The organism is Cellulomonas fimi, assembly GCF_028527925.1.
Classification (GTDB): Bacteria; Actinomycetota; Actinomycetes; order Actinomycetales; family Cellulomonadaceae; genus Cellulomonas; species Cellulomonas fimi_C.
The window spans coordinates 1-19,220 of the sequence record NZ_JAPESW010000014.1 but is presented as its reverse complement, the minus strand read 5'-3'; the positions used below and the strand labels follow the sequence as shown (position 1 = coordinate 19,220).

The window sequence follows — 19,220 nt, the reverse complement described above, 5'->3', positions numbered from 1 at the left end:
ACCGAGTCCATCAGTCGACCGAGCCGCCCGCGTCCGTGCCGGCCACGATCTCGGTGACGCGGATGCCGTACACCTCGTCGACCACGACGACCTCGCCGCGCGCGACGAGCCGCCCGTTGACGAGCACGTCGGCGGGGCTGCCCGCGGTGCGGTCGAGCTCCAGCACGGCGCCGGGCGCGAGGTCGAGGACCTGCTTGACCGACAGGCGCGTCCGGCCGATCTCCGCGGTGAGCGTCATCTCGACGTCGTAGAGCATGCGCAGGTTGGTGCGCGGGGTCGGGACCTGGGACGTCGTCGGCTCGGCGACCTTGGGGCTGCGCACCCGGACCGCGAACCACGCGGCCGGCGCGGCACCGTCGGCGGCCAGCGCGAACACCGCGGCGTCCTCGGCGAGCACCTCCGCGACCGGAGCGGGCCGGACCGTCTCGAGGACGCCCGCACCGAGCGTGCGGGACGCCGCCTCGAGCGCGGGACGCAGCGCGTCGGCGATCTCCAGGGGCACGCTCGACGACGCGACCGCCTCGGTGACCGCGTCGCCCGCGACGAGCACGAGCTCCGCGCTGGGCGAGCCGACGAACGACGCGACGAGCGCCGTCGCGCCCGCCGGGACGTCCCGGTGCGACGCGGCCATCGCGGCGAGCGGCAGCGGCGAGGGCACCAGAGCGGCCGCGGCGTCGGCGGCGGTCTGACCCGTGAGGGCGTCGGTGGTCTGGGTCATGCGGGGTTCTCCTCGACGGTGACGACCTGGCAGGCCAGTCGGGGCCCGTGGGTGCCGGCGGCGCCACGGGCGAGCACGATCCCGTCGACGACCACGTCCAGCGGGTCGGTCGACGGGTGGGACAGGGGCAGCACGTCGCCGACGGCGAGGTCGAGGACGTCGCGCGGGTGCACGGTGACGGGCCGGAACCGGACCGCGACGTCGACGGGCACGCCGTGCACGGCCCGCTCGAGGTCGCCCTGCGCGGTGACGACCGCACGGCGCTCCTCGTCGGACCGCGCGTCGGCGCCCTCGGACGAGCGCAGCGCCCCGAGCAGCAGGTCGGACGGGAGCATGAGCGTCATGCGGTCCTCGCGGTCGCCCACACGGAGCAGGAACGCGGCGACGAGGACCGTCTCCTGCGCGGCGACGACCTGCACGAACTGCGGGTTGTACTGGACCGAGCGCAGCGTCGCCGACATCGACGTGAGGCCCGCGAACGCGTAGTCCAGGTCGCCGATCGCGTGCTGCAGGACGTCCTTGACCAGGGTCCACTCGATCTCGGTGAGCTCGCGACCCTCGCGCTCGTCGCCGCGGCCGTCGCCGCCGAACAGGTAGTCGATCCACACGAGCGCGGCGCCGACGGGCATCTGCAGGACGGCGGGCTGGCGGCTGGGCTCGAGCGTGCACAGGACCATCGCGGTGGGCGACGGCAGGCCGCCCGCGTACTCGTCGTACGTGCGCAGCTCGAGGTCCTCGAACGTCACCTGGCTGACGACGCGCAGGCGAGCGGTGAGCTGGGTCGCGAACTGCCGCGCGAGCCGCTGGAACGCCATCTCGAGGTGGCGCGCGTGCTCCCGGGCGAGGGTGAGCGGTCGACGGAAGTCGTACGGCTCGGGCTCGGCGGTGCGCACCCGACGGGAGGGCTGCGGCGCAAGGGGTGTCACGACCGCCCTATCGGCGGGCGCGCAGGGGTGCTGAGCGAAACCCCTGACTTCATCCCCTCCGTCGCCTCGTGCGACGGACTGCGGGGCGGTGCGGGCACCCTCCGTGGTGCCCTGGGTCGCCGGCTGCGGCCGGCCTACTGCGTGACGTAGTTCGTCAGGTAGACGTCCATCACCTCGCCCTCGTAGGCCTCGACGAGCTCGTGCGCGAGCTGGTCCTTGAGCGCGGCACGACTGGCGGGGTCGGAGATCTCGGCGACCGACCGGCCCGAGAACAGCTCGATGGCCAGGTCGAGCGCGCGCGCCGGGTCGGGCGACTCCTCCGCGTCCTTCGTGAGCTGCAGCGCGATCCCGAGCCGCAGGTAGTGCCCGTCCGCGAGGTTGAGGCTGATCGGCTCGACCTGCACGACCTCGCCGGCCTCGGGCGCGGGCTCCTCGGGCGGTGCGCCGTCGCCCTGGAAGAAGAGGAACCAGGCGGCCGCCGCTGCCGCGAGGACCACGACGACGGCCCCGACGATCAGGAGCTTCCTGGACGGCGCACGACGCTTCTTCGGCTCGGGCTCGGGCGCGGGCGCGGGAGCCGCGGACGACGAGTTCCCGCCGATCTTCGCGCCGATCTTGGGGCCGGAGATGACCCGCTGCTCGATGGGCACGTCAGCCTCCCTGGGTCAACGAGGGCAGCAGCGCGCGGACCTGCTCGGGCGCGTTGCTGAGGACGACGAGGTCGACGCGGCGGTTCGCCGCGAGCGCCTCCGGGCTGTCGCCCGCGACGAGCGGGCGCGTGTCGCCGAACCCGACGGCCATGATCCGGTTGCCCGGCATGCCGTCGACCTCGACGAGGTGCCGCAGCACCTGGGTGGCCCGGTCGGACGACAGCTCCCAGTTGGTCGCGTACCGCCCGGAGACCGGGATGACGTTGGCGTGGCCCTCCACGGAGATGTTCTCGCCGATGCCGACGAGCAGCGGCGCCGCGACGTCGAGCACGCGGTTCGCGGTGTCGGTGAGCTCGGCGCGGGCCGGGGCGAAGAACACGTCGTCGGCGACGAGACCGAGCACGAGGCCGCGCTCGTCGATCCGCATGCGCACCGCGTTGTCGAGGCCGTTCGCGGTGAGCGCCTGCATGATGCGCGTCTGCAGGTCCTGCAGGTGCGCCGCCTCGGCCTGTGCCGCGGCGAGGACCGCGGGATCGAGGGCCTCCTGCGGCGTCTGGGTCGTGGGCGTCATCGGGTCGGCGGCCTGGAGGCCGAGCCCGCTGTCCGCGCTCACCATGCCCGCCGAGCCGTCGGCGGGCGTCGTGTCCTTGTGCACGGTCGCGCCGTCGAGGTTCCCCGACGTGCCCTCGAGCACCGACGGCGACGTCGTGGTGTCCATGAAGCCCGCCGCGAGCGAGTCCCGCAGCGCGATGTACTTCTCCTGGTCCACCTGGCTGATCGCGAACAGCACGATGAACAGCGCCATGAGGACCGTGATCATGTCGGAGTAGCTCACGAGCCAGCGCTCGTGGTTGACGTGCTCCTCCTCCTCGTGACGCCGCCGCCGCCCCGCGCTCACGCGGCCCTCGACTTCGCCTTGGCGTCCTTGCCCTCGGGCGCGTCGGGCAGCAGGCTGCGCAGCCGCTCGCCGACGAGGCGCGGGTTGGCACCGGCCTGGACCGACAGCAGACCCTCGAGCGTCATCTCCATCTGCGTGCACTCGAGGTCGGAGATGCGGCGGATGCGCGTCCCGAGCGGGAGCCACACGACGTTGGCCGAGAGGATGCCCCAGAGGGTCGCGACGAACGCGGCAGCGATCGAGTGCCCGAGCGACGCGGGGTCGGCCAGGTTCTCGAGCACGTGCACGAGCGAGATGACCGTGCCGATGATGCCGATGGTCGGCGCGTAGCCGCCCATGTCCTGGAAGTACTTGGCGTGCGCGCGCTCGCGGGCCCGCTTGGTGGCGATCTTGTCCTCGAGGATCATGCGCAGGTCCTCGGGGTCGGTGCCGTCGATCGCCGCCTGGAGGCCGGCGCGCAGGAACTGGTCGTCGATCGTGCGCGCGGCGTCCTCGAGCGCGAGGAGGCCCTCGCGGCGGGCGCGGTCGGCGAGGCTGACGAGCGTGTCGACCGTGTCCGACGGGTCGGGGATGCCGCTGCGCAGCGCGCGCGGGACGGCCGCGAACGACTCCTTGGCGTCGCGCAGCGTGTGCCCCGCGAGGCCGACGCCGATCGTGCCGACCCACACCAGCAGCAGCGGTGCGGGCAGCATGACGGACATGGGGTCCGCGCCCTCGAGGATCATCGCCCCGAAGATCGCGACCAGGGCGACGACGATCCCGATGATGCCGGCCGGGTCCATCACACGCTCCTCGGTCGCAGCGGCACCGCCGGCGCGATGGGCGCCTGCGCGGTCGGCTCGTCGTCCTCGAGGTCGGGGACGAGCCCGATGTGCGGCGACGACTGGATCTCGCGCGCCCGGGCGAGGATGGACGCGCGGTGCTCGTTGATGCGGTCGATGACCTCGGGCAGGGACTCGGTGACGATGTACTTCGTCCCGTCGATGAGCGTGAGGATGGTGTCCGGCGCGGAGTCGATGCGCTGGACGAGGTCGGGGTTCACCCCGATCTGTCCTCCGTTGAGGCGCGTCACGACGATCACTGCGGTACCCGTCCCTGGTCACCTGGTCCTGCAGGCGGCGACCGCCGCCCCGGGCCCGTCCGTGGGCCCTGTGCTCATCTGATCGGTCGGGGCACGCGAGGTGTGAGGGTTTGCCCGCGATCCGTCGTGATCGCCCTGGTCAGGGTCGGGCGGTGGCGGCCGGGTGCCGGCCGGTCACCCGTCAGGGGCGGGGGCGGCCCGCCCCGCGCATCCCCCGCTGGTACTCCTTCGTGACCTTCTTCCACCGCGCGCGCTCCTCGGCGGCGAGGCGGGCGTCGACGCGGCGCGCCTGGTAGGCCGCCTCGCGCTCCAGACGCCGGAACGACTCGAGCCGTCGGGGCGCGAGCTCGCCGGACTCGAGCGCCGCGCGGACCGCGCAGCCGGGCTCCCCCTCGTGCCGGCAGTCGGAGAACCGGCACGCCGCGGCGAACCCGGCGACGTCGGAGAAGGTCGCGTCGAGCGCGTCCGCGTCGGCCACCACGCCGACGCCGCGGATCCCGGGGGTGTCGACGAGCATCGCGCCGTCGGCCAGCGGGACGAGCTCGCGGTGCGTGGTCGTGTGCCGGCCCTTGCCGTCCGAGCGGCGGTCGCCGACGTCCATGACGGTCCGCCCGGCGAGCGCGTTGACCAGCGTCGACTTGCCCGCACCCGACGGCCCGACGACGACGAGCGTGTGCCCGGGGCGGACGACGTCCCGGCGGAGCTCGTCCAGCCCGCGGCCGTCCTGCGCCGACACCGCGTGCACGTCGACCGCGAGCGCGACGAGCGCGACGTCGGCGGCCATGCCGTCGGGGTCGGGCACCAGGTCCGCCTTGGTGAGCACGACGACCGGGCGGGCACCGGACCGCCAGGCGAGCGTGAGGAGCCGCTCGATGCGGCCGAGGTCGGGGTCGGGGTCGAGGTGCTCGACGACGAGCACCGCGTCGACGTTCGCGGCGAGCGCCTGGGTGCGGCTGGTCTCGCCCGCGGTGTCGCGGACCAGCGCCGTGGTCCGCGGGAGCATCGTCGCGACGCGCGGGCCGTCAGGGGTCTCGCCGAGGAGCAGCCAGTCCCCCACCGTCGGGGGCGTGCGGCCCTCGTCGGACGCGACGCAGCCGTCGCGGTCGAGCGGGACGCGTCGGGGCTCGTCGTGCTCGACCGCGTCGGGCGTGTCGGGACCCCGGCCGTCGACGGGCGCGAGGGCGCGCGCGGGCAGCACGAGGACCGCGCCACGGTCGGCGCGGACCACGCGCACGGCCCCCGCGGGGATCGCGTCCGGATCGGTCGTCATGCTGACCGACGGTAGGCGTGGCCCGGACCGCCGAGCCACGCATTTCGAGCGCCCCGTCAGACGGTCGTCGCGGTGCGCGACCCGGCGGCCGCACGGGGCGACGGTGCCGCGTCGAGGCGGATCAGCAGGTCCGCGAGGGCGGCCGAGATCGGCAGGCCGGTCGCGAGCTCGACGAACAGCCACTGACCGGCCGGGTTCACCTCGAGGAACACGTGGTCGCCGTCGGGTGCGACGCGGAAGTCGGCGGCGCCGTACCGCAGGCCCAGCGTCGCGACGAGGTCGACCAGCCGGCGCTCGACGTCGTCGGGCAGCCGGTGGGCGGTGATCGGCGCGTTCATCGTGTCGATCCGGAAGTCGAACTCGTAGGCGGACCGGTCGGCGCGGATCTCCGCCGCGAACACCCGGCCGTCGACGACGGTCGCCCGGACGTCGCGGCCGCCCGGCACGAGCTCCTGGAAGATCACCGGCGCGAACCGCACGGCGTCGATCATCTCGACGTCCTCCGGGCGGACCGGCCGGGTCTCGCGCCATGTGCGCGGCGTCGCGGAGAACGACTTGTAGACGACGCCCGACGGCTCGGACCCGACGAAGTCGCGTGCCTGCTCGGGGTCGTTGGTCATGCACGTGCGCGGCACGCGCAGGCCCAGCCGGGCGGCGAGCTGGAGCTGGCGCATCTTGCGCGACGCCGCCTCGTCCCGGTCGGGGTCGTTGACCCACTCGGCGTCCATGCACGCCCACAGGCCCGCGACCATCGCGGCGCACTCGCCGTGCGCGAAGCCGCGGTCGTGCGGGCGGGTCACCTCGTCGTGCAGGACGAACGGCTGCGGGCGACGCCACCAGACGGCGCCGACGTCCGCGAGGTCGAGCGTGCCGTCGGCGTCCGCCCACGTGCCCGTCCACGTCCCGTCGGGACGCTGCCGGGTCGTGAGCGCGGCCGCCGTGGGCACGCGCGACGTGTCGAGCAGCCGGTGCCCGGCACCTCGGGTGTCGAGGTGCCGGGCCACGGTCTGCGTGTGCAGGTCGCCCGCGTGGGAGACGATGCCGATCACGTCGGCCTCGTCAGCCGTCCGCCTCGCCGGCCAGGGTCGCGTAGAGCGCCTGGAGCGAGCCGAGGACCTGCGTCTGGGTGGCGATGAGCGCCTCGAGCTCGGCGAGCACCGCGCCGAGGACGGTGTCGCCGCCCTCGTCCTGCCCGAGCGAGATGTACGGCCCGGCCTGCACGAACGGCCGCTGGCCGCCGACGAGGCCGCCTGTCAGCCCCGGGTTCACGACGATCCCGCCCGGGTTGAGGATGCCGACGTCCGCCGCGAACAGCGTGCCGGGCTGGTCCGCCGCGCCCGAGTCGATCGCGACCGGCGTGCCCGCGTCGAGCGCGATGTGAGTGTCCCGGTTCAGCGAGGTGAGGTTGTCCCGCTGGACCGGTGTCGCGAGGTCCTGCGCGAGCGGCGTGCCGAGGTGGTCCTGGAGCGTCGCGGTGCCGACGTCCGTGGCGTGCGTCGTCGCGAGGTCCTGGGACAGCGGGGTGCCGAGCAGGTCCTGGATCTTCGGGGTCGCCGTGTCGGCGGCGATCGTCGTCGCGACGTCCTGGGCGATCGGGGTGCCGAGGGTGTCCTGCAGGAAGCTGGTGTCCGTGCCGGCGGCGGTGTCCGCGGACAGCAGCGTGCCGGTGACGTCGGCCGCGAGCGGGGTCGACAGGTCGAGGCCGAGGCCCGTGCTCGAGCTCGGCGTGAGCCCCTGCAGCGTGGGCGAGGCCGCGACGATCGCCGCGATCGCGACACCCGAGTTGCTGCCGCCGGACGCGGTGCACCCGCCGTTGGTGTGCACGCCGACGACGCGCCCCGACGGGGAGTGCAGGATGCCGGAGCCGGAGTTGCCGCCGAGCGTGTCGATGTCGGCGTAGCGGATGGTGTTCGCGGTGACCTGGGTCGCGGGTCCCGCCTCGATGCGCTTCGGAGCGCCGACGGGGTGGCCGATGATCGCGAGCATGTCGCCGACCGCGGGGTTCGCGGTGCCGAACTCCGACCAGCCGTACGTGTTGCCGGGGTTGCCGGCGACGCGGAACAGCGCCATGTCGAGCCCGCCGAGCCGGTACTCGACGAGCTGCGTGATCGCGAACGACTGCTCCGCCTGGAGCGTGCCGCCCGCGTCGACCTGGTAGTTGAGGTTGACGTGCATGGCCGTCGCGGCCTGCTGGGGCGACAGCGGCGTGCTCGTGCCGTTCTGCCGCGGGATCGTCCAGCCGTTCGGGTCGGGGTCGAACAGGTGGCCGCACGTGAGGACGAGGTCCGGGCCGATGAGCGTGCCTGTCCCCCACCGCACGCCGCTGACGTTGCCCGGGTTGGTGAACGTCGCCGCCAGGTCGCTGTTCCACTGCACCTGCACGACGGGCCGCTCGTGGGCGTTGACGAACCCGACGGTCACGCCGAGCGTGCCGTCGTACTGCTCGACCTCCTGCGAGTCGTCCGTCGCGCCGCAGATGGACCGCAGCACCTCGGCGTACGGCACGCGTTCTCCCGCGCCGCGGGTCTCCTGGCCCGGCAGGTCCTCGAGGTGCGGCGGGTACATCCCGCCGCCGCCGAGGTCGGCCGGCTGCTTCTTCTTCGCTGGCATGGCCGTGCTCCTTCAGGTCGGCGACAGTCCCCCTGCCGCGCCGTAGAGGAAGGAGCCGGGCGGGACGTCGCCGATACGGCGGCCCCTGCGGCGACCGCGGGTGAGAAGCCGCGGCGACCACGGGTGAGAAGCAGCGGCCCCGCCGGTCGCGAAACGATTCGGGGCGGTGGCCTGCTGTTACATGGGCGCGCGCACACCCTGCGCGCGGACGGCACGCCCCCCGGTGCAGTGGCGTGCCGTCCGCTTCGCCCCGTCGACGACGACGCCCGCGTCGCACGAGGCGGACGCGGGCGTCGGGCAGGTGTCGCGGGCGGCGTCAGCCGAAGTACGACGGGAGGGTCGCCGACCACGCCGCGCGGGCCTCGGCGAGCGGCAGCGTGAACAGGCCGCGCACCTCGACCGCCGGGGCGTGCTCGTGGTCCGCGTCGTCGACCGGCGTGCCCGCACCCGGGGTGCAGGTCTCCGCGGTCTCGCCGAGCCGGAGCGCCGGCACGCCGCGCGCGGTGCACAGGTCGAGCAGGCGGACCTCCTCCGAGCGCGGCACCGCCACGATCACGCGACCCTGCGACTCGGAGAACAGCGCCTCGAACGGCGTCACGCCGTCGCGCGCGCACAGCGCGTCCAGGTCGACCTGCACACCCGTGCCGTAGCGCAGGCTCGACTCGACGAGCGCGATCGCGAGGCCGCCCTCCGACAGGTCGTGCGCGGCGTCGACCAGGTCGTCGCGGGCCGCGGCGACGAGCACCTGCGCGAGGCGGCGCTCGGCGGCGAGGTCGACGCGCGGCGGCGTGCCGCCGAGGTGCTGGTGCACGACGTCGGCCCACGCCGAGCCGTCGAGCTCCGCGCGCGTCTCGCCCAGCAGGTAGACGGCCTGGCCCGGCGTCGTCCAGCCCGACGGGACCGCGTCGGCGACGTCGTCGAGCACGCCCAGCACGCCGACGACGGGCGTCGGGTGGATGGCCGAGTCGATCTTCCCGGGCTCGCCCGTGCCGTTGTAGAGCGAGACGTTGCCGCCCGTGACGGGCACCTCGAGCTCCTGGCACGCGTCCGCGAGGCCGCGGATCGCCTCGACGAGCTGCCACATCGAGTCCGGGTGCTCGGGGCTGCCGAAGTTCAGGCAGTCCGTGACCGCGAGCGGGCGGGCGCCCGTCGTCGCGACGTTGCGGTACGCCTCGGCGAGCGCGAGCTGCGCACCCGTGTACGGGTCGAGCTTGCCGTAGCGGCCGTTCGCGTCGGTCGCGAGCGCGACGCCCAGGCCGGTCGTCTCGTCGACGCGGATCACCCCCGAGTCGTCGGGCTGCGCGAGCGCGGTGTTGCCCTGCACGAAGCGGTCGTACTGGTTCGTCACCCACGACTTGTCCGCGAGGTTGGGGCTCGCGAGCAGCCGCAGCACCGTCTGGCGCAGGTCCGCGGCGGTCGACGGGCGCGCGAACCGCGACTCGTCGGCGACCGAGTCGGCGTTGAGCGCGTCCTGCCACGCCGGGCGCGTGTACGGGCGGTCGTAGACCGGACCCTCGTGCGCGACCGTCTTCGGGTCGACGTCGACGATGCGCTGGCCGTGGTGGTCGATCGTGAGGCGGCCCGTGCCGGTGACCTCGCCGATCACGGCGGTCTCGACGTCCCACTTGCCGGTGATGGCGAGGAACGCGTCGAGCTTGTCGGGCGCGACGACCGCCATCATGCGCTCCTGCGACTCCGACATGAGGATCTCGCCGGCCGTGAGCGTCGGGTCGCGCAGCAGGACGTTCTCCAGGTCGACGTGCATGCCGCCGTCACCGTTCGACGCGAGCTCGCTCGTCGCGCACGAGATGCCGGCCGCGCCCAGGTCCTGGATGCCCTCGACGACCTGCGCCGCGTAGAGCTCGAGGCAGCACTCGATGAGCACCTTCTCCATGAACGGGTCGCCGACCTGCACGGACGGGCGCTTGCTCGGCTTGGTGTCGTCGAACGTCTCGGAGGCCAGGATCGACGCGCCGCCGATGCCGTCGCCGCCCGTGCGCGCGCCGAACAGCACGACCTTGTTGCCCGCGCCCGACGCGTTGGCGAGGTGGATGTCCTCGTGGCGCAGCACGCCCAGGCACAGCGCGTTGACGAGCGGGTTGCCCTGGTAGGACGCGTCGAAGACGAGCTCGCCGCCGATGTTCGGCAGGCCGAGGCTGTTGCCGTAGCCGCCGACGCCCGCGACCACGCCGTGCACGACGCGCGCGGTGTCGGGGTGGTCGACCGCGCCGAAGCGCAGCTGGTCCATGACCGCGACCGGCCGCGCGCCCATCGAGATGATGTCGCGCACGATGCCGCCGACGCCCGTCGCGGCGCCCTGGTAGGGCTCGACGTAGGACGGGTGGTTGTGGCTCTCGACCTTGAAGGTCACGGCCCAGCCGTCGCCGATGTCGACGACGCCCGCGTTCTCGCCGATGCCGACGAGCAGGTGCTCCTTCATCGCCGGCGTCGTCTTGTCGCCGAACTGGCGCAGGTGCGTCTTGGAGGACTTGTAGGAGCAGTGCTCCGACCACATCACGGAGTACATCGCGAGCTCGGCGGCCGTGGGGCGGCGGCCGAGGATGTCGCGGATCCGCTGGTACTCGTCCGGCTTGAGCCCGAGCTCGGCGAACGGCTGCTCCTGGTCGGGCGTCGCGGCGGCGTGCTCGACGGTGTCGGTCGTGGGCGCGGTGCGGGGGGATGCGGTGGTCATCGATTCCCTCGGTGGGGGCGCGGACGGCGGCGGGACGCCGGACCGCGGCGGGGTCGGCAGACGGGGACCAGGGTACCCGCGGCCGGGCGGGCGACCGGAGGGCGTCCAGGCGACGGCGGCTAGGCCCCGACAGCCGCTCTGCGCGACGCGCCTGCAGGCCGCTGACGTGCAGGTTCTCACGGGACTCTCATCGCCCGTTTCGTCCGCCATGTCCGGATCGCGCCTAGGGTCGTCACCGCACGCCGTCCACCCTGAGCCGTCACCGAGGTCCGATGCTCCGCCGCGCCGCCGCCGTCGTCCCGCTCTCCTGCCTGCTCGTCGCAGGGAGCGCGGCCGCCGCGTCCGCGGGCGGCTCCGACGACCCGACGCCGTACACCGTCACGGCCGACGGGCTCACGCTGCCCGCCGGACGGACGTTCGTCGAGCACGACCACGTGAACGTCCGGTACGACGTCGACGGCCGGACGCTCACCGCGCAGCTCCACGTCCAGGCCGCGACCGCGCAGGGGGCGTTCGCGGGCCGGACGGGGCTCGCGTGGACCGAGCTCGGCCTGCCCGACCGGTACTGCGTCACGTGGGTCGAGGTCAGCGGGTACAACGAGCACTTCGGCGAGGGCGGCCAGCGGCCGGCGTGCACCGACGCCCCTCTCACGGCGGAGCCTGTCGAGCCGATCCCGGCCGTCCCCGCGGGACCGCCGGAGGCCGAGCCCGCGCCGGCGCCGAGCGCGACCCCGGCCCCGACGCCCAGCCCGACCGTGAGCGGCGCGGCGCTGGTCGCGACACCGGCGCCCACGTCGAGCGCGTCCGTCGTCCGCTCCGAGGTGCTCAGCGCGGGTGCAGGCTCCGGCGGGCTCGCGATCACCGGGAGCGGGCTGCTGGTGCCGGTCCTCGGCCTCGGCACCGCGGCCCTCGCGGCGGGCGTCGTCCTGCGGTCGGTGCACCGTCGTGGCCGGCACGCCCGGCCCGCGCACCGCCTCTAGGCCGACCCGCCCCGACGACGGGGCCCACGGCCGGACGCCGCGAGAGGCGGGCCGGGCCAGTCACGCGGCCGTCGCGTCCACCTCGGGTCGCGGCAGGACGTGAACGGCGAGGACCGCCACGTCGTCGTCGGCGTGACCGTCCAGCATGCGCGCCAGGAGCCCGTCGACCGCGCGGGCCAGGGCGTCCTCGTCGTCGAGCGGCACGTGCGCGAGCAGCTCGGTGAGGACCTCGCACAGCCGTGCGACCCCCTGCGACAGGTGCTCGCCGCGCCGCTCGACCAACCCGTCGGTGTAGAGCATCAGCACGCTGCCGGGCTCGAGCAGCACCTCGTGCTCCGCCCGCTCGGTCCCCTGGCCGACCCCGAGCAGCAGCTCGTACCGACCGGTGTCGAGCGCGCGGGCGGTCCCGTCGGGCGCCACCACGACGAGCGGGAGGTGACCCGCGCTGGACCACCGCACGCGCCGGCCCCCGACGTCGCCGCACGGCGCCGGGTCGACGCGCGCGACGACGGCCGTCGCCATGGTGTCGACGCGCAGCCCCTGCATCGCCTCGTCGAGGTCGCGCAGGATGGTCGCCGGAGCGGCGCCCGACGTGTACCCGATGCCCCGCAGCAGCGTCCGCACCTGGCTCATCGCCGCGGCGGCCTGCGTGTCGTGCCCGATCACGTCCCCGACGGCGAGCACGGTCGCGCCGTCCCGCTGGAGGAACGCGTCGTACCAGTCGCCGCCCACCTGGGCGGCCCTCGACGCGGGCAGGTACCGCACGACGACGCGCAGCCCCTCAGGGGTCACCGGCGGGGACAGCAGCGCGCGCTGCAGCGACTCCGCCATCTGCCGCTGCTCCTCGTACAGCCGCGCGTTGTCGAGCGCGAGCCCGGCGCGGTCGGCGAGCTGCACGAGCATCGCCAGGTCGTCCGAGGTGAGGTCGCGGCGGCCTTCGTCGAGGAACAGCGTCATCGCGCCGACCGTGCGCCCACGCGCGCGCAGCGGGATCGCGTACGCGCTGCTCGGGGCCAGCTCGCCGAGCACGGTCCGCGCCTCGCCGACGGTGAGGACCTCGGAGATCGCGCGGGTCGCGTCGGGGACCGCGACGACCTCGCCCGTGCGCAGCGCCTGGTACAGGTACGACGACGGGTCGAGCGAGTTCAGCCGGAGCCGCGCGTACCGGGCGACGGTCTCGCGGCGTGCGGGGTCGCCGTGCCACGAGGCGATGTCGCGCAGGTGGCGCTGGTCGGTCGACAGCGTGATGAGGCACCACGACGCGAGGCTCGGGACGAGGTGGCGGGCCAACCGCGCGACGGCGTCCTCGGTGTCGAGCGTCGACGCGAGGTCGTCGCCCACCTCGCCGAGCAGCCGCAGCCGCGCCTGGCCCACCTCCGCGCGCTGGCGCGCCCACTCGGCCGCCCGACGCTCGGTCTCGGCCCGGTCGCGCGCGCGCCGCGCCTCGTCCTGCGACCGGCGGCGCTCGGTGCAGTCGGAGAAGTACACCGACAGCCCGTCCGTGCCGGGCCACGCGCGCACCTCGTACCAGCGGTCCAGCGGCGCCGGGTAGTACGCCTCGAACGTGCGCGGCTCGCCGGTGCGGACGGCGGCGCGGTAGTGCTCCTCGAACGCCGAGCCGACCGCGTCGGGGAACAGCTCCCAGAGGACGCCGCCCAGCAGCTCGGACCGGGGGCGCGCCAGCAGCACCTCCGCCTCGGCGTTGACGTACGTGAACCGCCACGCGTCGTCGAGCAGGAAGAACGCCGCGGACATCGTCTCGAGCACGCGCGAGATGCGGGCGTCGGCGTCGCGCCGGTCCGTCGTGTCGTAGGCCGCCCCGAGCACGCGGACGGCCGTGCCGTCCGGACCGCGCAACGCCTTGCCCCTGGCCTGCACCCACCGGACCGTCCCGTCGGGGCGCACCACGCGGTACTCCGCGACGTACTCCGCGCAGGAGGCGATCGCGGCGCGCAGCGCCTGCGTGACACGCGCGACGTCGTCGGGGTGCAGCACGGCCGCGAAGTGCTCGATCGTGCCGTCGAAGTCCTCGCGCGGGATGCCGAAGATGGCGTGGAGCTGGTCGTCCCACTCGAGTCGGCCGGTCACCAGGTCCCAGTCGAACCCGCCGATCTCCCCCGCGGTGACCGCGAGCTGCCAGCGCATGCGCTCCGCCTCGAGCGCGTGGGCGACCGCGTCGACACCCTCCGGGTGGACGGCGCCGGCGTGGCACTGCACGGACGCGACGGAGGCGTCGTCGTCGGCAGCGTCACGGACGGGCACAGGCCCCCCTCGGCGGGCAGGTGGGCGCCGCGCTCCGGACACCATTCGGGTCAGCATATGTCTCCACAGCGTCGTGACCAGTTGTGACGCGTCGCTGCTAGCGTCCGGCCATGCGCCGCGCCGCCCCGTCCGCCGCCGCGCCGGCCGCTGCCGCGCTGCTCCTCGTGCTGGTGGCGTGCGGTCCACAGGAGTCGGACGGCGCCCCCACGGCCCCGTCGACGACGGCCGCGGCGACGGACGCCGTGTCGCCCGTTCGGACGCCGTCGCCGAGCGCCGCACCCGACGCCGCGACGGTCCGCGCCCAGGGCGTCCCGCTGGTCTCCGGCCCTGTGACCCTGGCGGTGCTCGCCGTCGCGCCGACGACGGTCACGGTCACGCCCGACCCCGACGGCAGCGCCCGCGCGACCGTCGGGCCGGGTGAGGTCCACGTCGCGGCACCCGAGGGCTGGTCGCTCACGGTGCTCGACGACGGGACGGTCCTCGTGCTCGACGCCGCCGGGACACCCGTCGGCGGGCTCGCGGGCGGTCCGGCGGCGTCGGTCGCGCCGGACCTCGTGCGCGTGGCCGCCGCTGCGGGCACCGACCTGTGGCTCACGTCGTCGACGCTCGCGGGGCTCGACTGGGGCGACCGGGAGGGGGGCGAGTCGCTCGCCGTGACACCCACCGCCTGGGCGCGGGCGTCGGGACTGGCTGCGCAGGAGCTCACGTGGGCGCAGCTCGTCGTGCAGGAGCCGCGCGCCGACTCGCCGACCATGCACGACCAGCTGCTCTGCCACATGCTCGGCGCCCCCGACAAGGCACGGTGGAACCTCGAGCCGTGGCGGCCGGAGGTCGACGCGTTCGCGATGATCGCCGCCCGCTGCAACCCGGAGTAGCCCGTCCCCACGCAGGGCTTGCGTTCGAGCGCGCTCGAAGCGGCACGGTGTCGTCATGACCGATCTGCGACTGGCACTGGGCACCATCCCGCTCGGCACGACGGTGGACGAGAAGGACTCCTTCGCGATCCTCGACCGGTTCGTCGAGCTCGGCGGCACGCGGCTCGACACGGCCGACAACTACCCGTTCTGGCAGGACGGCTGCACGGGCGACGAGAGCGAGGCGACCATCGGCCGCTGGCTCGCCGCGCGCGGCAGCCGCGACGCCGTCGTCCTCTCGACGAAGGTCGGTGCGCGGCCGCGCACGCCGGGCGACCGGACGCTCGACGACGTCGAGGGCCTGTCCGCCGCCGCGATCCGGGCGGCCGTCGAGGGGTCGCTCAAGCGCCTCGGCACCGACCGCATCGACGTCTACTGGGCGCACGTCGAGGACCGCACGGTCCCGCTCGAGGAGACCGTCGGGGCGTTCGGCGCGCTCGTCGCCGACGGCACGGTCGGGGTCCTCGGGGCGAGCAACCACGCGACGTGGCGCCTCGAGCGGGCCCGCCGCGTCGCGCGCGACCTGGGCGTCGCGCCGTTCACGCAGGTGCAGCTCCGTCACACCTACCTGCAGCCCCGCCCGGGCGTCCGACTGCCGGAGGGCGGGCACACGCTCGCGACCCCGGAGACCTTCGACTACCTCGCCGCCGAGGGTGACCTCACGCTGTGGGCCTACAACACGCTGATGTTCGGCGCGTACACGCGGCCCGACAAGCCGATGCAGGAGCTCTTCGAGCACCCCGGGACGACGGCGCGGCTGGCCGTGCTGCACCACGTCGCCCGCGAGCTCGGCGTCTCGGCGAACCAGGTCGTCATCGCGTGGCTCGTCGCGCACGGCGTCGTGCCGATCGTGGGCGCGACGCGCGTCGAGCAGGTCGAGGAGGCCGTCGCCGGCGCACTCCTGCCCCTCGACGCCGACGTCGTCGCCCGTCTGGACGCCCCTGCCTGAGACGACGTCGACCTGGGCGCGGACCCGGCCGGCCGCCCCGGCACGCGACGACGGGCCCCGGGCTGCGCCTCCACCGCGCGCCCGGGGCCCGTCGTCGTGCCGGGTCAGCGGGTGTGCTTCTCCGGGATCGGGGCGTCGCCCGACGCGCGCTGCGCGCGGTACCAGGCGCGCGCCTCGTCCTGCCGCGCCTGCTCCGCGCCCGACGCGATGGGCGCGCGCAGGTGCGACTGCTCGAAGCCGAACGCGTCGACGAGGTCCTGCGCGTGCGGCCGCAGGCGCGACACGAGCCGGTCGATGTACGACGTGACGGTGCGCGCGCGGCCGGCCGACAGGCGCCCGTTGACGAGGTACCAGGCGAGGTGCCGCTCGACGAGCGTGAGCCCGAACAGGTCGCGCACCCACGTGAGCACCTGCTTGGTGCCGGGGTCGTCGACGCGCGCGAGCGCCGCGGTGAACGACTCCCACTGGACGAGCTCGGCGTGCGCGCGGGCGGCCTCGACGATCGCGTGCTGCTGGCTGTTGAACAGCGCGGCGGACGTCGCGGCGTCGGCCTTCTGCGCGGGGCGCAGGGCCTGCGCGATCTCGGCGACCATCGTCTCGACCCGGTCGACGAGCAGCGCCCGCTGGGTGTCGGTCTCGCGGAGCTGGCCCGCGCTGCGGCGGACGTCGCCGACGTCCGCGATGGTCTGGATCGCGCGGTGCAGCGGCGTGCGGAACCGCGCGGCGTCGGAGGCCCGCTCGGCGACGAGCTGCGCGACCTTGACGGCGTCGAGGTGCTTGAAGCCCTTGGCGTAGTCGGACAGGAGCCGCTTGCCGACGAGCTGGTAGAGCACGGTGTTGTCGCCCTCGAACGTCACGTAGACGTCCATGTCGGCCCGGAGGCTGGTCAGCCGGTTCTCGGTGAGGAACCCGGCGCCGCCGCACGCCTCGCGGCACGTCTGGAGCGTCCTGAGCGCGAACCAGGTCGACGTCGGCTTGAGCGCGGCGGCCAGCGTCTCGAGGTCCTCGCGCGTCTCGGGGGTGTCGTTGCGGCCCGAGAAGACGTCGTCGAACGCGGCGAGGAGGTCCTCGTGCGCGAAACCGGCGGCGTACGTCTCGGCGAGCAGCGGCAGCAGGCGGCGCTGGTGCTCGGCGTAGTCGAGCAGCACGACCTCGTCGTTGCCGGCGCCCGCGAACTGGCGGCGCTGGTTGCCGTACGTGATCGCGATCGTCAGGCCGAGCCGCGACGCGGTGACGGCGGCGCCGTCGAGGGACACGCGCCCCTGGACGAGCGTGCCGAGCATCGTGAAGAACCGGCGGCCGGGGCTCGCGATCGGCGAGGAGTAGGTGCCGTCGGCGTCGACGTCGCCGTAGCGGTTGAGCAGGTTGACGCGCGGGACGCGCACGTGGTCGAACCACAGCCGGCCGTTGTCGATGCCGTTGAGCCCGCCCTTGAGGCCGTCGTCCTCACCACCGACGCCCGGCAGGAAGTCCATCGTCTGCGGGTCGCGGATCGGGACGTAGAACGCGTGCACGCCGTGGTCGACGCGCGGCTTGCCCGCGGGAGCGGTGATGAGCCGGGCGAAGACGACCGCCGCGGTGCCGTGCTGGCCCGCGTTGCCGAGGTAGTCCTTCCACGCCGCACGGAACGGCGTGTGGATGACGAACTCCTCGGTCTCGGTGTCGTACGTCGCGGTCGTGCCGATCGACGCGACGTCCGACCCGTGCCCGGTCTCGGTCATCGCGAAGGCGCCCGGGACCGCGACGGACAGCGCGTCGGCGAGGAACTGGTCGTGGCTGCGCTCGGTGCCGAGGTGGTAGATCGCCGAGGCGAACAGGCCCCACTGCACGCCGGACTTGATCTGCAGCGACGGGTCGGCGTGGCCGAGCTCCTCGAACCGCGCGAGGAACCCGCCGTGGTCCTCGGCGCCGCCGAACCGCACGGGGAACGACCGGTGCACGTCGCCCTCGGCGGCGAGCAGCCGCAGCTGGCCGAGCACCCGGTCGCGGTGCTCGGCCAGCGGCAGGCCCTCGATGCGGTGGAACCGCTCGTCGGCCATGAGCCGGCGCGCGCCCAGTCGCAGCTCGGGGTAGTGCCCGAGCAGCAGGTGCGCGAGGTGGTCGACGTCCAGGCGGACGTCGGCGTCGAGCCGGGGGTCGCCCTGCTCGGTCTCCGCCGGGGTCGGGCGGGGGGTGGTCGTCGTCATCGGGACTCCTCCGGGTCTTGCGGGGGGAGGGGGCCACGGCTTGGTTCCTCTCGCATCGTCGCTCGAGCTCGGACGGCCCTCGTGCCGGTGCGCGAGGGACCTACGTCCCGAAGTGGTGTCCGAAACCCACAGTACCTGATACCTTCGGTTTCGTGAGCCCCATCACACGAGGGCCGTCGACGACGACGCGACCCACGCTCCTGCGCCCCGACGCCGGTTCGCCGCCGCCGGTCGTCCCCGCCGGGCCCGACGCGCACGACCTGCCCGTCGACGGTCGCTCGACCCGCTGGGCCGACCACCGCGAGGCCCGCCGCGCCGAGCTCGTCCGCATCGCCCGCCGCACCGTCCACCACCACGGCCCGGACGTGTCGATGGAGGAGATCGCGGCCGCCGCCGGCACGTCGAAGTCGATCGTCTACCGCTACTTCACCGACAAGACCGGCCTCCAGATCGCCGTCGCCGAGGCCGTCGTCCTGCAGATCCAGGGCGCGCTCGAGGGCGTCCTGCGCGTCTCGCCGACGCCCCGCGAGGGCCTGCGCGCGATGGTCGCCGTCTACCTCGAGATGATCGAGTCGTCGCCGAACGTGTACGCGTTCGTGACGCGCGACGGGTCCGTCGAGTCCGGCGGCCCGCTCGGCCACTTCCTCGACTCCGTGACGGCCCTCGTCGCCGCCCCCTTCGCACGCGGCCTCACGCAGGAGCAGCCCGACGGCCGCCGCACGGCCCGCCGTCCCGAGGCCGCGCCCGACGAGCCCGCCCCCGCCGACGAGGACGACGCGGCACGCGTCGCGCTCGCCGAGGCCTGGGCCGCCGGCGCCGTGGGCTTCGTCCGTGGCGCGGGGGAGTGGTGGCTCGCGCACCGCGACCAGCCCGGCACCCCCGACCGCGAGGCCCTCACCGCCCAGGTCGCCGCCTGGCTCTGGGCCGGCCCCGTCGGCCTGCTCGCCCGCGACCGCACCCGACAAGGCACGGTGGAACCTCGAGCCGTGGCGGCCGGAGGTCGACGCGTTCGCGATGATCGCCGCCCGCTGCAACCCGGAGTAGCCCGTCCCCACGCAGGGCTTGCGTTCGAGCGCGCCCGAAG

The 19,220-nt window shown here is 74.6% G+C and carries 16 protein-coding genes; 4 read left to right on the top strand and 12 right to left on the bottom strand.

The window, feature by feature from the left end; translation table 11 throughout:
- Positions 1 to 10: 10 nt before the first annotated feature.
- The 10 genes from fliN to purL all read right to left on the bottom strand — a co-directional run bounded on the left by fliN (position 11) and on the right by purL (position 10,845).
- Entirely contained in the window at positions 11 to 718 is a 708-nt protein-coding gene (fliN, locus tag OMK64_RS08615; RefSeq protein ID WP_272727667.1) for a flagellar motor switch protein FliN, read from the bottom strand.
- Complete coding sequence (locus OMK64_RS21080) at positions 715 to 1,611, bottom strand: flagellar motor switch protein FliM (RefSeq protein ID WP_272727666.1); 897 nt, start codon at positions 1,609 to 1,611, stop codon at positions 715 to 717. Before OMK64_RS21080 ends, fliN begins: the two co-directional genes overlap by 4 nt.
- A 167-nt stretch (positions 1,612 to 1,778) precedes the next feature.
- Positions 1,779 to 2,294, bottom strand: coding sequence for a flagellar basal body-associated FliL family protein (locus OMK64_RS08605; RefSeq protein ID WP_272727665.1), 516 nt, complete (start codon positions 2,292 to 2,294; stop codon positions 1,779 to 1,781).
- A gap of 1 nt (position 2,295) precedes the next feature.
- The gene (locus OMK64_RS08600) at positions 2,296 to 3,192 is read right to left on the bottom strand and encodes an OmpA/MotB family protein (RefSeq protein ID WP_272727664.1); all 897 of its coding nucleotides are present in this window, start codon (positions 3,190 to 3,192) and stop codon (positions 2,296 to 2,298) included.
- Positions 3,189 to 3,974, bottom strand: coding sequence for a motility protein A (locus OMK64_RS08595; protein WP_272727663.1), 786 nt, complete (start codon positions 3,972 to 3,974; stop codon positions 3,189 to 3,191). Before OMK64_RS08595 ends, OMK64_RS08600 begins: the two co-directional genes overlap by 4 nt.
- Positions 3,974 to 4,264 carry a flagellar FlbD family protein gene (locus OMK64_RS08590; protein ID WP_308201779.1) on the bottom strand — a complete coding sequence of 97 codons (291 nt, stop codon included), beginning with the start codon at positions 4,262 to 4,264 and terminating at the stop codon, positions 3,974 to 3,976. The genes OMK64_RS08595 and OMK64_RS08590 overlap by 1 nt, the downstream gene beginning before the upstream one ends.
- A gap of 190 nt (positions 4,265 to 4,454) precedes the next feature.
- A complete protein-coding gene (gene rsgA, locus OMK64_RS08585; protein WP_272727661.1) occupies positions 4,455 to 5,543 on the bottom strand; it encodes a ribosome small subunit-dependent GTPase A in 1,089 nt (362 codons plus the stop codon).
- Positions 5,544 to 5,599: 56 nt separating this feature from the next.
- Positions 5,600 to 6,592, bottom strand: a complete 993-nt coding sequence (locus tag OMK64_RS20870) for an MvdC/MvdD family ATP grasp protein (protein WP_272727660.1) — start codon at positions 6,590 to 6,592, stop codon at positions 5,600 to 5,602.
- Positions 6,593 to 6,602: 10 nt separating this feature from the next.
- Positions 6,603 to 8,153: a trypsin-like serine peptidase gene (locus OMK64_RS08575; protein WP_272727659.1), complete on the bottom strand. Its 1,551-nt coding sequence runs from the start codon at positions 8,151 to 8,153 to the stop codon at positions 6,603 to 6,605.
- Between the two features lie 316 nt (positions 8,154 to 8,469).
- A complete protein-coding gene (purL, locus tag OMK64_RS08570) occupies positions 8,470 to 10,845 on the bottom strand; it encodes a phosphoribosylformylglycinamidine synthase subunit PurL (RefSeq protein ID WP_272727658.1) in 2,376 nt (791 codons plus the stop codon).
- Between the two features lie 272 nt (positions 10,846 to 11,117).
- On the opposite strand from purL, the gene OMK64_RS08565 reads away from it, so the two are divergent.
- Positions 11,118 to 11,825, top strand: coding sequence for a hypothetical protein (locus OMK64_RS08565; RefSeq protein ID WP_272727657.1), 708 nt, complete (start codon positions 11,118 to 11,120; stop codon positions 11,823 to 11,825).
- Between the two features lie 60 nt (positions 11,826 to 11,885).
- On the opposite strand, the gene OMK64_RS08560 is transcribed toward OMK64_RS08565, so the two are convergent.
- Positions 11,886 to 14,087: a SpoIIE family protein phosphatase gene (locus OMK64_RS08560; RefSeq protein ID WP_272727656.1), complete on the bottom strand. Its 2,202-nt coding sequence runs from the start codon at positions 14,085 to 14,087 to the stop codon at positions 11,886 to 11,888.
- A gap of 110 nt (positions 14,088 to 14,197) precedes the next feature.
- Here OMK64_RS08560 and OMK64_RS08555 point away from each other — a divergent pair, with 110 nt between their 5' ends.
- Positions 14,198 to 14,962 carry a DUF2599 domain-containing protein gene (locus tag OMK64_RS08555; RefSeq protein WP_272727655.1) on the top strand — a complete coding sequence of 255 codons (765 nt, stop codon included), beginning with the start codon at positions 14,198 to 14,200 and terminating at the stop codon, positions 14,960 to 14,962.
- Positions 14,963 to 15,017: 55 nt separating this feature from the next.
- A complete protein-coding gene (locus OMK64_RS08550; protein ID WP_272727654.1) occupies positions 15,018 to 15,950 on the top strand; it encodes an aldo/keto reductase in 933 nt (310 codons plus the stop codon).
- Between the two features lie 104 nt (positions 15,951 to 16,054).
- Here OMK64_RS08550 and OMK64_RS08545 read toward each other — a convergent pair whose 3' ends face one another.
- Complete coding sequence (locus OMK64_RS08545) at positions 16,055 to 18,136, bottom strand: acyl-CoA dehydrogenase family protein (protein ID WP_272727653.1); 2,082 nt, start codon at positions 18,134 to 18,136, stop codon at positions 16,055 to 16,057.
- A gap of 152 nt (positions 18,137 to 18,288) precedes the next feature.
- Here OMK64_RS08545 and OMK64_RS21275 point away from each other — a divergent pair.
- Positions 18,289 to 19,220 (top strand): TetR/AcrR family transcriptional regulator (locus tag OMK64_RS21275; protein WP_308201778.1); only part of this gene is annotated, 932 nt, incomplete at its 3' end.